General features: G+C 50.6%; 18 protein-coding genes. All 18 read right to left on the bottom strand.

Going from position 1 to position 14344, the window contains the following annotated elements:
• Positions 1–12 precede the first annotated feature (12 nt).
• The 18 genes from SD70_RS02540 to SD70_RS02455 all read right to left on the bottom strand — a co-directional run bounded on the left by SD70_RS02540 (position 13) and on the right by SD70_RS02455 (position 14339).
• Complete coding sequence (locus SD70_RS02540; RefSeq protein ID WP_041045370.1) at positions 13–2739, bottom strand: glucosaminidase domain-containing protein; 2727 nt, start codon at positions 2737–2739, stop codon at positions 13–15.
• Positions 2740–2762: 23 nt separating this feature from the next.
• Positions 2763–3083 carry a hypothetical protein gene (locus tag SD70_RS02535; RefSeq protein ID WP_156157860.1) on the bottom strand — a complete coding sequence of 107 codons (321 nt, stop codon included), beginning with the start codon at positions 3081–3083 and terminating at the stop codon, positions 2763–2765.
• A 55-nt stretch (positions 3084–3138) separates the two neighbouring features.
• Positions 3139–3498, bottom strand: coding sequence for a hypothetical protein (locus tag SD70_RS02530; protein ID WP_041045366.1), 360 nt, complete (start codon positions 3496–3498; stop codon positions 3139–3141).
• 55 nt (positions 3499–3553) lie between these two features.
• Positions 3554–3985 carry a hypothetical protein gene (locus SD70_RS02525; protein WP_041045364.1) on the bottom strand — a complete coding sequence of 144 codons (432 nt, stop codon included), beginning with the start codon at positions 3983–3985 and terminating at the stop codon, positions 3554–3556.
• Positions 3986–4002: 17 nt separating this feature from the next.
• The gene (locus SD70_RS02520) at positions 4003–5745 is read right to left on the bottom strand and encodes a hypothetical protein (protein ID WP_041045362.1); all 1743 of its coding nucleotides are present in this window, start codon (positions 5743–5745) and stop codon (positions 4003–4005) included.
• Between the two features lies 1 nt (position 5746).
• Positions 5747–6037, bottom strand: coding sequence for a hypothetical protein (locus SD70_RS02515; protein WP_041045360.1), 291 nt, complete (start codon positions 6035–6037; stop codon positions 5747–5749).
• A 12-nt stretch (positions 6038–6049) separates the two neighbouring features.
• On the bottom strand, positions 6050–6691 hold the full coding sequence (locus tag SD70_RS02510) for a hypothetical protein (protein ID WP_041045358.1): 642 nt from the start codon (positions 6689–6691) through the stop codon (positions 6050–6052).
• A 5-nt stretch (positions 6692–6696) separates the two neighbouring features.
• Positions 6697–7098, bottom strand: a complete 402-nt coding sequence (locus tag SD70_RS02505; protein ID WP_041045356.1) for a hypothetical protein — start codon at positions 7096–7098, stop codon at positions 6697–6699.
• Positions 7095–7523, bottom strand: coding sequence for a hypothetical protein (locus tag SD70_RS02500; protein ID WP_041045354.1), 429 nt, complete (start codon positions 7521–7523; stop codon positions 7095–7097). Before SD70_RS02500 ends, SD70_RS02505 begins: the two co-directional genes overlap by 4 nt.
• A gap of 11 nt (positions 7524–7534) precedes the next feature.
• Positions 7535–8698, bottom strand: a complete 1164-nt coding sequence (locus tag SD70_RS02495; RefSeq protein ID WP_041045352.1) for a hypothetical protein — start codon at positions 8696–8698, stop codon at positions 7535–7537.
• A complete protein-coding gene (locus SD70_RS02490; protein ID WP_041045351.1) occupies positions 8665–9018 on the bottom strand; it encodes a hypothetical protein in 354 nt (117 codons plus the stop codon). The genes SD70_RS02495 and SD70_RS02490 overlap by 34 nt, the downstream gene beginning before the upstream one ends.
• A 34-nt stretch (positions 9019–9052) precedes the next feature.
• The gene (locus SD70_RS02485) at positions 9053–9922 is read right to left on the bottom strand and encodes a hypothetical protein (protein WP_041045349.1); all 870 of its coding nucleotides are present in this window, start codon (positions 9920–9922) and stop codon (positions 9053–9055) included.
• A gap of 29 nt (positions 9923–9951) precedes the next feature.
• Complete coding sequence (locus tag SD70_RS02480; protein WP_041045347.1) at positions 9952–10710, bottom strand: hypothetical protein; 759 nt, start codon at positions 10708–10710, stop codon at positions 9952–9954.
• An 18-nt stretch (positions 10711–10728) separates the two neighbouring features.
• A complete protein-coding gene (locus SD70_RS02475; RefSeq protein ID WP_041045345.1) occupies positions 10729–11049 on the bottom strand; it encodes a hypothetical protein in 321 nt (106 codons plus the stop codon).
• A 63-nt stretch (positions 11050–11112) separates the two neighbouring features.
• Positions 11113–11928 (bottom strand): hypothetical protein, encoded by an 816-nt coding sequence (locus tag SD70_RS02470; RefSeq protein ID WP_041045343.1) that lies wholly within the window; start codon positions 11926–11928, stop codon positions 11113–11115.
• A 4-nt stretch (positions 11929–11932) separates the two neighbouring features.
• Positions 11933–12634, bottom strand: coding sequence for a hypothetical protein (locus SD70_RS02465; protein ID WP_041045341.1), 702 nt, complete (start codon positions 12632–12634; stop codon positions 11933–11935).
• A gap of 3 nt (positions 12635–12637) precedes the next feature.
• Complete coding sequence (locus SD70_RS02460; RefSeq protein WP_156157859.1) at positions 12638–12967, bottom strand: hypothetical protein; 330 nt, start codon at positions 12965–12967, stop codon at positions 12638–12640.
• 13 nt (positions 12968–12980) lie between these two features.
• Positions 12981–14339 (bottom strand): hypothetical protein, encoded by a 1359-nt coding sequence (locus tag SD70_RS02455; RefSeq protein WP_156157858.1) that lies wholly within the window; start codon positions 14337–14339, stop codon positions 12981–12983.
• Between the last annotated feature and the right edge of the window lie 5 nt (positions 14340–14344).

Below are 14344 nucleotides of genomic sequence, written 5' to 3'. Positions count from 1 at the left end.
CCTTTTCACCGTTTAGATAGCAATTCCTGTGTAATCTGCTGAGAGTGGTGCTTTGACTTGTGTCGTACTGCCGTCTGGCTGCTTGACGTTGATCGTCACCTCGCCTTTAACCGTGATAGATCGCTGGGCGGTTCCGATCGCACCTCTTAACTTGCTTGCATAATCAGGGTCTTCAGCATATCCGGTATTGCCCATGATTTTAGCCAATTCGTCGTCACTAGCGCCATTTCTTGCTGCATCCAAGAGCCCTTTGTATCGCTTATTTTTGATTAGGAAATCGGCGTATCCGTCTGAAAAATCAGACAATGACGAGTAGCCAGCATAAGTGGAATCCGGGCCAGCTGCTGCACCGTCCCATGGCTTAATCCCGGCAAAATTCAAGTCCATTTTGGCTGCTTGTGAAGTTCCCCACCCGCTTTCATGACCCCATTGCCCCAGGATGAACTCCACAGGAAGTCCTGTTCTCATAGAGGCTTTTTGAGCATAAGGAAGCATTTTTTTCACGAATGAGCTGGCCGAACCAGTAAAAGCAGATGACCCGCCTCCGGCTCCTGCCGGTCGCATAGCCACTCCGCCGCCTGACATCGGCATGCTAACCAATTGCAGCCCGCTACCGCCTCCGCGGTAAACAAGATCGTTTGCGGTGAATCCTTGCCCCCGATAAACCAAGTCATTCATTGGCTGGGGCCCTTTGGTATTGTCTACAGCCAAATATGGCTTAAGCTGCCCCATATATGGCCCCAGTGCCACGATGGTGCTGGCTACGATTGGTGCCAGTGTGCTGCCGCTCAGTGAAACCGTGGAACCGACGACGCTCGAATTGCTTGGATTATTGGATGCCGATTCGTCCGTTTTGTTACCTTTGCCCGTTAACCGTTGCCAAAGTGAAGGTCGATCGTCCGTCCATTTCTCCATGTGGAAAGGATCATGCCCCATCTTATAACTACCCTTCGAATGGCCGAACATCCAATCCCATGCGGAATCAGCCCAGTCATTTGCCGAGAATAGTGCAGTTATTTCAAACATTCGCGACAATGCACTCGCTCCTCCGCCAAGTGGTGCCTTTGAGGTCGGAATGTTTCCTCCGGGAAGCGATGGAGTTCGTGGAGGCGTAGTGGATGGCCTCGCTGACGTTCTTGGTATATTCGGCTCCGTCGGTGCAGTTGGTCCGGTTGGACCAGCAGGACCTCCTCCGCGCTTAAAAATCTTTCGTCCAAATTTATAAGCGCCGTATCCCATGTTTAATGCCATGAGTCCTTCGGCTCCATATACCGCAGCCGGCCCGAAATGATCAAGCAAACCTCCCTGAATCGAATCTATATAACTCCTACCTTGAAGCGTTTCTTGGCCGGCCATATTACCCGCATGCGTTTCTCCTTGAGTCCGATTTCTCGCGGAGTCGACATCGTTTTGAGGCACTGGAGCCGGTGGGGTTAACGCTGACTTTGCAAAGTCATCGATCGCTTGTTGATTAAAGGTTCCGTCCGGAGTCATAGCGGAATCGAGAAATTGACGGAGTTGGTGTTGATTTCCGCCTCCCATTTGGCTCATCAGGTAGGCTAACTGATCCTTGTCTTTCGTATACTTCGAAAGCGAGCTCATTACAGATTTTAGATTGGTAGGATTGCTAAGACCTTGTGAAGCCAGATCCATAAGCTGAAAATATCCCATACCGGGGTTCGCGCGCTGCAGTGCCTGTATAATAAGACCCTGCCCGGCGTAACCTCCACCTGGGCTGGTAATCATATTGTTTAGACCCTGTATGACAGTTCCCGCATTGCTGATCAATCCCTGATTACCGCTGCGGTTAATTAGCGTCAGGAGGCCGCCAAGTTGGCGAATATCGCCGGCTTGGCCAGATTGAGAAACCCCCATCTGAATCACTTGGGAAAGCTGATTGAGGAGTTGCTGCTCCCTTCCTTGCATATTTCCGCGGTTAACTGCATTGGCAACCAGATTCGCATATTCTTGGGGACTTAATTGCTGATTCGACCCACCGGTCACGCCAGCTTGAAACATGCCCGCAAAGTTCTGAACAACCGGCGATAAATCAAGTCCAAAACGGCGTCCAGTTTGCAAGATGGACAGCATTTGCTTTTGAAATTGACCGCTATCCATTCGTCCGGTTGCGCCGCCATAAGTAGTTGCGCCTTGCAATAATGCTGTATCGTCATATCCATATCCCTGTAGGCTATTGGATAAATTGATTCCGTATTTAAGAGCACTTCCGCTTGGCGACATCCTTTTTGCTAGGTCACCATATCCGTACGACAACTGGGTGCCGGTTGAAATTCCCGATCGAAGTGTACTTAACAGATCGAACGCAACAAGCCCCGCACCGATCCGGCTTGCATATGTCATGCCTCTATCGAATGCAGACGCCGGGCCGATACCAAATCGATTATGCATCCAGCCGCTACCCGGATTTTGGTATGTTGGAACGCCAGCCAGGTCCCGTTGCATAGAACTGATTTCTCGGCTATACTGACTGAATTTGTCAGATTGAATGCCCCGAGTTCTGGCCATCCTCTCGGCCAATTGAAGCATTTGCTGCATATATCGCAGCTGTTCACGAAGTTCTTTGGTTTGTGCTTCGGACCCCCAGCCTTTTTGCTGTTGGTCTATCACCTTACCGTTCATTTCTTTCAGACTTTTAGAAACGGAATTGAGGGCGTCATCGACCTGCTTTAACCCCGTAGATTTTACGTCCAGTTTAATGCCGATTTGTTTATCAGCCATAATCTCATCCCTCTCTTCCGCCTCTAATTATCCGAGAACTCTTCTTCCAGGTTTACAGGCTCAAAGTCGGCCTCTGATGGCGAGATACCTAGCGCGCTTTCGCTCATGCGCCTACCTTCCGGTGCATTCCGCGGAATTTCAAAATCAATGAACTCATTTTGCTGTGCGAGACTAACAATGTGTTCGTATTCGTCCTTGTCCATCGAAAACGCTCTGCTGAATTTCCCGTCATCTTGCTGTAATGGCTGCATATTCCTGGCTTCTTCCAGCCAATTTTGATGAGCCTCTGAAAGCAAAAACTCATATTCAAACTCGTACTCCGTCAGGTTATTTGTCTGCTCCACAGGGAGCCGCGGGACATTATACTTGACTCGGTACAGATACCGATAAGACTTACAATCAATTTTTGCCCATTTGCGCTTGTTCTCCTGCCACATCTCTTCGAAAGGAGTTTTGCCACTCTTCCACCTTTTGGAAAGCATCGCGCAGTGCATCTTCGTCGTACAAACCATCGTAATCCCAGGAAGTCGGGTCATTTTTCACTCTGGTCAAAGAAGGGCACTTTGTCATAACCACATCCATCCTTGCGAACATGTCCGCCAGTTCAGCACCATTTTGAGAAATCACGGTCAACCCACCAGCATAAAATGAGCGTCGACGTTCTATGTCCAGCTTCTTTTGCAGCGAAGGAATCTGTACTTCGATTTCACCCAGTTTTGTCGGAAGTACAGTTGTTTGTTTTTGAGTTAAGATATCCACTTAAAAACTCCTCCCGTTTGTAAAGAATGAGCAAGGCTCCCGAGGGAGCCTGCCTTTATCCCAGTAATGTACCCGACAAATCGCGGGCTCTGAACGATGCGTCAAAGGAAACAGCGCGTCCCGTGTTGATAGCAATGTCAATCGAAGCAACACTGCAGTCACTTGCCTTTAACAACCATGCACCAGAAGTACGATTGAAAACACCGATATCGAACACTTTGCCTTGAAGAATATCACGTACGCTGGAAGAAGGTACGATGCCCGCACTCAAGAGATTTTTTTGAATCAATACGATACCTGAGGCGGATACGTTCACGTGAGCAATGCCTGGCACATATTCAACAACGACGTTATCCCCAATACCCGACTCGTCAGTAAGACCAAAATCGCCTGAAAATCGAGCAGAATTGACGATGCCAATTTGCTGGCCATCGAATTGAATCACAAGTAGGTTGGCTGACTGAACCTGTTTATTGATCGTTGCCACTTGCTATCCCTCCATCGTTAGGCCGCATTTGAGGAGTAGAGGCCGAATTTCGTTGTAATGCCTGCAAAGTTTAAGGGAGCCGGGATTGTCGCATTGAAGCTAGAAGTAACTGCGCCTTGGCTTAAATTAACTTGAATGTTTCCGTATGATTCAGCCAAAGTATCACCGACAAGGACCTGTTCTTCAAACAATTGCCGGCACTGGCTATCGATTGCAGAAGAAACCATACCTACCGTGACCGGCGCCCCGTCTTGTCCGATCAATGCATCTACCGCATCACCGACGCGGATATTGACATAATCCTCGGTACATACGCATGAGATTTCCACGTTGACAAGCTTCTTGTCCTGCAGCCAGGTGGTTACACTGCGAACAAAGCGGAATGCATTCCCTTGCGTATTCGAGAAGAACTTAATAGCCATTACGCCATTGTCCGTAAGGTTGTCGTAATCCGAATCAAGCAAAGTTTGCTGCAAAGTTCCCTCAAGCCCTTTGCACGCTATCACTTGTCGCGTCAGGGCATTTGTGATCTTCATGCTGGACAGAATGCCGGCTGCCTGCGCGGCCGCGATATACGGATCGTAGGTCGTCAATGTCAGCGTGAACGGATCGATGTCCTGAATTCCCGGCCATACCAGCGTAGTGCGACGACTATTCAGCAACTGGGCGCGGGCGAGCACTTGTGATACGGTCTCTCCTTTTACGCCGCCGACGATCTGAACACGATTTTTACGCGTCTTCGGATCGCTCATAAGCGCACAATGCGCATCGCCCATTGCATGAATCGAGGAATCGCCTGAGATTGGAGTAATAATGCGCGCTGCAGATTCATTTTGGAGCGCTTTATACGCATCCGACCAGTCCGTATTTGTAATGGTTCCGTTGGAACCGCCAGTGAAATATGCCGGCGCCGACATAGTAGAAGGCAACAGTCCGGTGTTTGCGGTGCGGGTAGCCGTTACAATACCAGTCGAATTGTACCAGTTCACAAGCGATTGCAGTGTTCCAGTAATCGTCGCAGCCGACGCTTTGCAAGGAACTGCTGTTGCGTCATCCATCCCATTCGCCGTGGCGCTATTCGGATTGGCTGTTAGCAGCGAAGCCGTCCAACCAGGCTGCGAATTGATATAATTAATTAACTGTTGGACGGTTGTGTACGTCGCAAAACTCGCCGTCCATTGAACGGTTTCCGATCCTGAAGCGCCGGAGAGACCTTGCATTTGGTTGCTGGCATTCGATACAGTCAGAAGTCCCGATGCCGCCGCGCCTGTATATTGCACACTGATAAGGGATTGATAAATATTATCCTGCGTTATCGGCACACCACCGGCCGGTGTAATAGTTGCCTTTAGTCCTTGAATGCTGCCGGCTTGCACCTGCGTCGAAATCTGCTTGGTGTAGTCGCCATAATCAACTGACGTCAGCGTTACGACCGTAGTAGCCCCATTGACCAGGTTATATGTGGATTGCAGAGCCGGATCCACGCGGACGAACTTGACCACCCCTGGAGTTCGGTTGTCATCAGTGGACGGCCTCAGAGCACGCAATACTGCGGTCAGACCTTGCCCCGAAACCAGCAGTTGCTGCGCTTGGGTAGGGTCAGTAATCGTCAAAACAGTTTTTGGCTTTCCACCGCCGGAACTCCCGATTAGAACGAGTTCCCTAATATTCGTATTCGGAGGCGCCGATATTCCGGAATTATCCGCAACGACAATCGTACCAGGCTGCGAAATGGTTTGCCCCCCGTAAGTCCACGGCATTTTACCTCACCTCCCGTTTGCTGAACTCTACAATTTTTTGATGCCAGACGGATTCCAACTCGGCGAAATTCTTTTCCTTTTCTTGCTCATGATAAAAGCCGGCCATGAGTTCGACTCCATACTTCAATCCAAATTGGTCGGCGAATACTCGAAGTGGCATGTACTCAGCATCAGCGTCCGCAAAATTCGCATTCGCATCTACACCCGCCATATCCCCAACAGCGGCGGTCTTTTGATCGGGCGAAACAGCAAGTGCCGGGTCTTCAGTCTGCTTGTTCCCTTTGACTGTCATAGCGAACCTCCCTTATCCTTGATAAGTCTCAAATGAACCGCTCACGATCGATGAGGTTATTGGTGTTGCACTGGTGGTGAAGACAATGTCAAACTCGGCGTTAAGAAAAACGCCGCGTGCAAACGTATAGGTAGGAAGGAAAATCGGCTGCGGTTCATAATCGCCGATTCGGATAACAATTTCATTCATGCCTCCACCATCATCGGAAGCGAACCAATCATATTGAGTCAAAAGTGCCCAAAGGCATACTTGTGATAGCCATATGATAAGATCCGCATTTGGAGTAAAGATGGTTGCTTTGATCGAACCGTTAAAGCGCGCGCCGCGGGCATTTACAACGTTTCCTGCATCATCCGAAACCGTGTAATATTGTAGGCCGATACCCGTTTGCCCCTCGATTTGACCACCTTCAGCGACTGTAACGCCAATAAACGGCAGTTGCTCCGGGGCCGCAGGGAAACCCGGAGCAATAATCAGCCGATTTTTATTCGCAATATTGGCCGCGGTAAGGTTCAAATTTCCAAACCAACCTTTGGCTGCAGCGAGTTCATTGGCATTTAAAGCAGAAAGAATGTCATCCAGGAGGGCAGGATTTTGCTGCACCTGCTGAAATCCGCGCTGCAACGCTTGAAGGACATATGTCTCAGCCATCATGTTGTTCACACCTTCTGACTAATCGCATAAACATCAATCGTACCGCTAGTATAGGACGAAATCGATGCGCGGATTGCTTTGTATAATCCGGAATACTGCTTTATGCCTTCAGCGTTGATGGTGTCGAGTGTAAACCATTTTTGCTCATCCAACGTTGCTTCAATCAAAACCGATGCGGAAAATGCTCCATTTGACGAACTAACTTGGATGGCCAGTTGGTTACGACCCAGCGTTTCAATGTAATCCGTGAGTGGCAAAGGCGTTACCGCAGTTGCACCTTGAATTAACTGAAATTCAAGAGGAAAGGCGGCCTGATAAAAGGCCGCCTGAGCAGTTACAGCACCGGGTCCCGGCATATACGGAAGTGTAGCACTGCGAGCGTTAGCGTTGACAGGCGTGAGGATCATTGCTGATCACCGGTCCCTCCGCCGCCTTCTCCTTGACCTTGGCCTTGAGATTTGGCCTTATCCTCGTCTTCCTTGGCCTTTTGCTCAAGGTACGCTTGAACCAGCGGAAGAACCTCGTCCTTCTTGGTTGCTTGGCCGAGATCGATGCCGTTATCTTTCGCAAACTTTTTCAATTGCGGGACGTTCATGTCCTCCGGTTTCAACTCTGGGGTTTGCTCCCCGCCGCCAGAGCCGCTTCCGTCCTTACCACCTTCTTTCGACGGCTCTGCCATAACGGCGGCTTGAAGCTGCAGGAGGTAAGTCCCTACAGCCTCATCTTCCACTTCGGCATGACCAGATTCATCGAATGTAACGGTGAACGGAGTATCAGAGCCCGGCACGGTACCGATAACTTCCTTATGATGCTTAGAGAAGAGTCTCAACATTTACGCCCCCCTTAAGCCGTATAATTGGTTTTCCCAATATTTACGACCATGAACTGACGCTCCGGGACCTTCATTGCCAAGGTGTGCAGGTACAGAAGGCCAAACGGAATTGTCGTGCTTTGAATGGCCAAAGGCAGCTTGAGCAGCGGCGCCATTTGGGCAATGACTAGGTTCTCCGGGGAGCGCTCGAAGAACACTGCAACATCCGTACCCGGCATGACGCTATTGTCGTCAATAAAGGCTGTTGTTGCGGCACCAGACTCGGCGACTTCGCCGATCCATTGCGCATCAGAGCCGTAGGATTTAAGGCCGCGGTATACGCGATATCCGATCGCACCGGTTACTTTGGTGATCGTTACCGTTACTACTTGGCCGGCCGCCACGACGACCCCGGTGCCGTAGGTGTATCCTACGGATTCGCCCTTCTCGTTGAAGGCGCCAACAGTGTAGTATACGGTACCGGCATCGGAAGACAACCAGTTCGATACTACCCCGCCTGTCGGAGCACTTGCGCTTGCTGTGACCGTCGAAACTGCGGTAGGAGAACCCGGGTCGGCCGTGGTCAGGGGAGCTTTGCCACCATCAACCGGCTCGGTAAATACGTCTTGGATGAACGGAATGAAGCCGATTTGGGTATTGTATCCGTTGATCGGCGTACCGGCAGTATAGCCACCATCCCGATTGTCGCCGAGATCACGACGCTCAGCTTGCGATTTCAGAAGCTGCAGCGTTTGCAGCGGATCTGGCGGAATGAAGCCCGCCACATTGGATGCATCGACAACAAAGACTTTCGCCAGCTCTGCGGCAATTTCCGAAATGACGTCAAAGTTCATCGGCTTGCCGTGCAAATCGATGATGTTTTTAGGAAATACCTTGCCAGAAGCCGCGCGAGCTTTCAATTTTCGGTAAGTCCCGTCGTAGAAGATGTCGTTTCCGTTCGCATCTTTGATTGTATTGTTACCCCAAATCAGAGCGCGCTCGACGCCGCCAAGCAGTTGCATCGTACCGTCATATTCTTCTTCTTCGACCGGGTTATCGAACATTCCGCCAAGCGCGCCGGCCAGGTTGGCAATCACGGTCGTCCCGCGCTGAATTCCGAAGAACCGGACGAACTCCGTGTTTCTCGCCCAGGAGGACAGCCCTACCGGACCGATGCCGCCTTCTGCGAAGCCCATGGCGCCACGGTCGACCCGTAGGTATTTCTACGGTTCCATTGATAAACCGGGTTGATAGAAGGAACCCTCTCGATCCAGCGCTGTTTGACGAGGTGCCGCTTATCGAACAGCACCGACGACATAATGCTGTCCAGATTTTGCAGTACCAGGTTGCTGCCGTCAGCAAATCCGGGGATACCGGAGGTTGCGAGAGCCTTGGCCAGCGGTTGGGACAGTTGACTCATATAATCGTCAACTCCCGACCAACGGGGGCCGAACGCCGATTTGCAAAGCTGGTTAAACGTCTTCGCTACGAACTTTTTTTCGAGAACTCCATTCATTGTTCAATCATCTCCTGTTTTTGTGGATTCGGCCTTACAGTTTTTCACGGACGCTTTGCGGAAGGCTATCGACAAATTCCCGAAGCTCGGAATCGCTCCGCAGGTAGGACAGCCGCGAAACAGTACGGGGGTCGACCATGCCCGCATTCATCAGGTCAGTAAGCGAATCCTCAATCTCGGATTTGCTCAACTTGCGTCCTTTACCGCCCTCACCTTTGTTGAGAACGACAAAGCCGGTTGCAGGGCTTGTGGCTGGCTGCTTTTTCACCAGTTCCAGGTCGGCTGCCATCGCTGCTTGAGATTTCAGCAACTCGCGAACAGCTTTCGCAAGGATGAGGTTTTGCTCTTGCACTTCCTGAATAGTGGCGACGGCGCCATTCATCGACTTGCCGAGGGCTTTCATGGATTTGGCTAGTTCTGCGAGAGCCGGTGTAGCGTCCAAGATGTCACCAAATTCATCTTCGACACTCTTCTCGAAGCGGATCTCATCGAAGTGCATGGACTTGGAAACGGCGTTTTGCAGCGAATCCTTTGGCTTGCGCTGGCCTCTATTGGAGATGATGTCGTCGCCGTTTTTATCAGCCGGATCATCCGGGTCCTCATCTTCCTCTTCGAGGTCTCCGCCGTTTGCATTTTTATCCAACTCGTCTTCATCGTCATCGTAGTCGTCGTCCTCATCGTCGACCGGTTTCTTTTTGGTCGCCGATTTAAAAAGACGGTTCAGAAAAGAGAGGCCTTTACCGCTGAATGTCACGGCGTCGTGCGCGCCGCCGGAAGTGTTTTCGCCGAGTTCTTCCAGATGCTTTTCCAACTTTGTTTTTCCTTCGCCGGCTGCGGCGAACATTTGCAAATTGAGAGCTCTCGGTTCATAACTGCCTTGAACAACCTTCAGAATCTTTTCCAATTTGGATCGCTCCTTTTATTTGGTGAGAATTAAAAAATCCCGCACTTGGCGAGATTTTTGACAAACTTATAAGCTTCATCCTCATCATGTCCATGACATTTGACGAGATGGAGATAGGCGCTTCTAGCACCCTTAACGAACCTGCCATGTTTGTCATAGCAGCCATTGTCGCATTTCCCCCATAAAATCTCGTCCAGCGGTACGCCGGTCAGCGCCTGCTTTGCTCGCTCGCCGGGATCCTGATTGTCATCGATTTGCTGCAACTGCAGAGCAGAAGCCGATTGCGTGCTCAGGGACTTAACCAGTTCCGCGAACGTATCGACGTTGGCCGGCTTCGGCGTTAATGCCACATCATCCACGCGGGTTTTCAAAAGCTTTACACCCTTAGTTTGATGAATCGCTCCCTCGACGCTAAAGCCATGATTGCGGTTCGGGTCATCCTTCTCGGCTTTCATAAGGTCCCAAGCTGCGCGTCCGGGTTCGGTATCATAAAGCTCACAGAGGTGCCAAAAGGCAGGTCCAGAAATACCCTTGCGAAGCGCGCTGCCGTCAGATACGATCTTCGCCTCGACTGGCTTGCCGAGAATGTACTGGGGGCCTTTCATATGATCCCAGTTCAAATGACCACTATCCAAATATGGACCGAAATCCATGCCGGAAAGGACCATTTCCTCCTCATGCTTGTCCAATCGTTCTGTGGCGGCCACGCCTTTCAGGAATCGTTTTCGCTCGCCCTTTACCAACTCTTCATCGCGTTCGCAAGGGACGAAAAAACGCCAGCTGTTCATATCCTCTCTTCCCCCCCTTTAGAAGACCAGCAGCGTTAAACTCGCGGAGGCGACGGTGCATTTCAGGTAAAGATTGTTGTCGTCGGCAGCTGTGCCAATGTAAACATCAGCAGCTACGTTTTTTCCGATCACGATATAGCCTTGCGGCGTATATCCGAGACCGTGCGGCACAGTATCTTGCGTATTCGCTGTGGCGTTGGAGGTATAATTTACAATGGCCCCCCCCAGCTTAAATAGGCTGTCGATGATTTCCCCTGCCGACTTCCCAGAGCCGATTGTGCCCAAACCAGGAATGCTCTGGTTGAATTTCGTTTTTTGTTCTCTTGTTAACCCTTGCATGCTTCATCACCTCCTTCGCAGGATTAAATGTATGCATAAAAATAGCCCATCCCGAAGGATGAGTTATCTAGCACCAAATGCTTTTTCTGCAAGGTCCATTAGATTTTTTTCAATCAATGGCATGCAGTAATTATAAACTGCTTCCACAACTGGATTGGGTGAGAGCCCCGGATGTATCCACGAATTCGGCGCGCTGCCGATCTGCTTGTAACCGTTTCGCGTCGGCTTCATTCGTGGTGTACTTACACGACGAAAGGTAAGGTATTGGGTCTGTCGAACGTCGCCAATACGGTACATGCCCTGATAGATGCTGCTTTGATGCTGGTACCCTGTAAAGCTTGTGTTAGGCATCATCCCCGATTCAAGCGAGTCCGCCCATTTCATGACACCATTCTCATCCGGCATGCTGCGCTTCAATTGTTTGGCCGAAGCGTAAATTTCATCCGGCATTCGCATCTTAACCGAAATCCCGCTGTTCGCCTGTGGCGTGAAATGCCGGAAGGGAACCGTATTAAACCGTCCCCGGCCGTCCGCCGTCGGCCGTGATTTGGGCCCGTTCAATAGCCCCGGCTTCATGTCATAGGGACCGTATCCCGTCTCGATCAGCTCCGCGCCGTCATCATAATTGACCGGCATAACGACGCCGTAAAAGAATTCGGGAAATTTCATCGATTCGCCCGTCGACAAGCTTTTGGCATATGCAACGTCGTTCACCGGTCGAGTCATACCGGGCAGCACAGTTCCCTGTACAGCCGATACCCAGACATCACGAACGTATTCTGCTGCCGCTACGATGCCTTGCTGCAAAATGGGGAGGTCTGGTTCCAGTTCGTCGTATATCTCGTTCCATTTGGAAAAGTCCACGTCGATCGTAAACACGGAATCACACCCCTGGGAAAACGATGTGTCTTTTCCGCAGAATAACTCTTTGCCCCAAATTGGTACCGCGTTCCCGTCGCGGCTGCGGAGGAGTAAAAACGATCCAATCGACAAGTGCCTGATATTTCAAGGAGTAGACGACGCCGGCAGCCGGCACATGAGCCCCTTGCCAGGTAATCTGATTCGCCGGCGTATTTTTGTCGTAAACAAAATCGACGCCTGAATTGTAAGCCGTGACTGTTCCGGATGCCGGATCGACGGCAATACATTGCATCACATTCATCACGCCATAGAGAGTAGAATCAGAAGCACCAGAGCCGCGGCTAATCAATTCACATTCGAACGGGATTCCTTGTGGCCAAGTTAATTGAATTTTGTCGTAATCCGAGAGAGTCACCCGGAGGTCTGGAGAAAAGACTAGATCGCCCGGCGCTGCAATACCGCTATTCAGCAAATCCTTGTGCTGGTTGATATTCTCGACAACGCCGATTATCTTCCCGCCGTCTAGCCATACCCAGCCTATGCCTTTACACGCTGCGCAGCTGACGTTTGCCCGATTCGGATCATACAGATTACTGCCTGTAGGTTGAACCGAGCTCGCGCATGTGCATTTCATGCCGGTGTAATAGTGGACCTTTTCACCATGCTTCATAATGAATTCCCGCTGAGCGCTAATGTTGAGTCCCGACGTATTATCGAACGGCATGATTTACACCTTCTTTTGATGTCTTCCAATCCATGTTTGCTTACGCTCGATTTTGCGTTGAACGGAACGGAGAGTGCGGCCGAGCTCTACCGCAATTTCTTTGTAGTACAAATCCGTTTCATAAAGAAAGTGCAGGAGTTTACGTTCCTCCCCAAGCGTCCAAGCCTTCTCCGGTTTCTTTCTTATTGGTTTGCCATGAATCTCAGGATTAAAAGTACTTACAGCAATCGTATCACCGCATTCTGGACAAAATCGTTTCCCGCGTTTGATGCGAAAGACAGCAAACCTGAGTTTGCAGTCAGAACAGTAAAAATGACGAACTTGTGGCATCATGATGCCCCCAAAATTAAATCGATACAAACTGAATCCCGCCAAAACGTGTGCGCATTTTCGGGATATTCTCAGTCAGCCATTCTTTGTAACTGCTGAAGTGTCCGCCGTAAACGCCATACATGGCCGACGACGTATATCCGGCACTTTCGCTTACGCCGTCCCTCGATGTTGCCTGCGAAGCATAGCCGGCACGATAGGCAGATCCCGCGGAGTTAAGCAATTCGAGTGTGACCTTCTTGCCAATGGCTTCCCGGATAATTTCACGATCATTGTTTAAATCCCGTAAACCGGCTGTGATCCGGTAATGCCAGAACCCCGGGATGCTCGGAAAATTGAAAAGGTACTGCAAGACGAAAATGCTGTTGTAGAATGTCCAGATGACCTGCGCACTCATTGATGGCACCAGTTCCACGATACCGGTCCGCTCATCCCATACCGTCCACGCCCGCGGCACAACGGCAGCCTGAGTTTGATTCATAAATCCGGTAACGGCCGCATCCAACACATTCGGATAGGGAATCTGAAACGACATCCATTTGTTGTAGTTCCGCGGCCGAATATAGGTCTGTGGCATACCCACATCATCGCAGTAATTGCTTCCAGGATCCGTATCGATGATCATCGGCTCGATTTTCGTTATGATGTCCTGCTGTATCGTATTGGCGGCCTTCCGAGCCGCACGTATGATGTCCCGATCGGTGATCTTGCCGTTATCGATGACCAGCGTCTCCGTTATAGGTTGTGTCCCGGCCGGCAATAACCATGGGTAGACGTTGACCATGATATAATCGCCTTTATCCGCATCCAGCAGGAGAAGGCTTTGTGGCGCCAGCCCGTTGATCGCTACCGCGGCCCCACCGTTCCATAAAATCGTTTTGGCCACCGGATCGAATGTCATATCAAAGGCGCCCTTATAATGGCCGGCCGATACCTCCGTTACTTCGACTCCGGAAATTTTCACAGGCTGTACTTTCGGTTGCAGAACTTCGTACAGCTGGAAGTTAACCCCGAACGCCCATATACCCTTGATTTCTTTCACCGGTACGATCGATACCGCGAACATGTTGGATTTGTTGATGTTCTGGTTCGGATCCGTCACCTGAACGACGTAATCGCCCGCCTTAGCCCGGTAAATGTTCAACGTATCGTAGGTATCTCGGTTGAGGTCGAACGTTACCTGGTACTGCGTGGCGGCTGTCAGGGTTAGCGTTTTTGTCACTACTACACCGTATCCGTCCAAACGAAAAAGAGCCACCGAAAGGGTGGCTCCTGCAGTCGGTGCCGTTACCAGGATGATGGCTGTTATAATGGCCAGTTCATCGTGGTAACGGCTATATTCAGTTTTATCCGTAAAAACCTGTGTGACCTGCAAGGGGT

This window comes from Gordoniibacillus kamchatkensis, assembly GCF_000829455.1.
Taxonomy (GTDB): domain Bacteria; phylum Bacillota; class Bacilli; order Paenibacillales; family NBRC-103111; genus Gordoniibacillus; species Gordoniibacillus kamchatkensis.
Note: the sequence above shows the minus strand (reverse complement) of the source record. Positions and strands in the feature narration are given on the sequence as shown.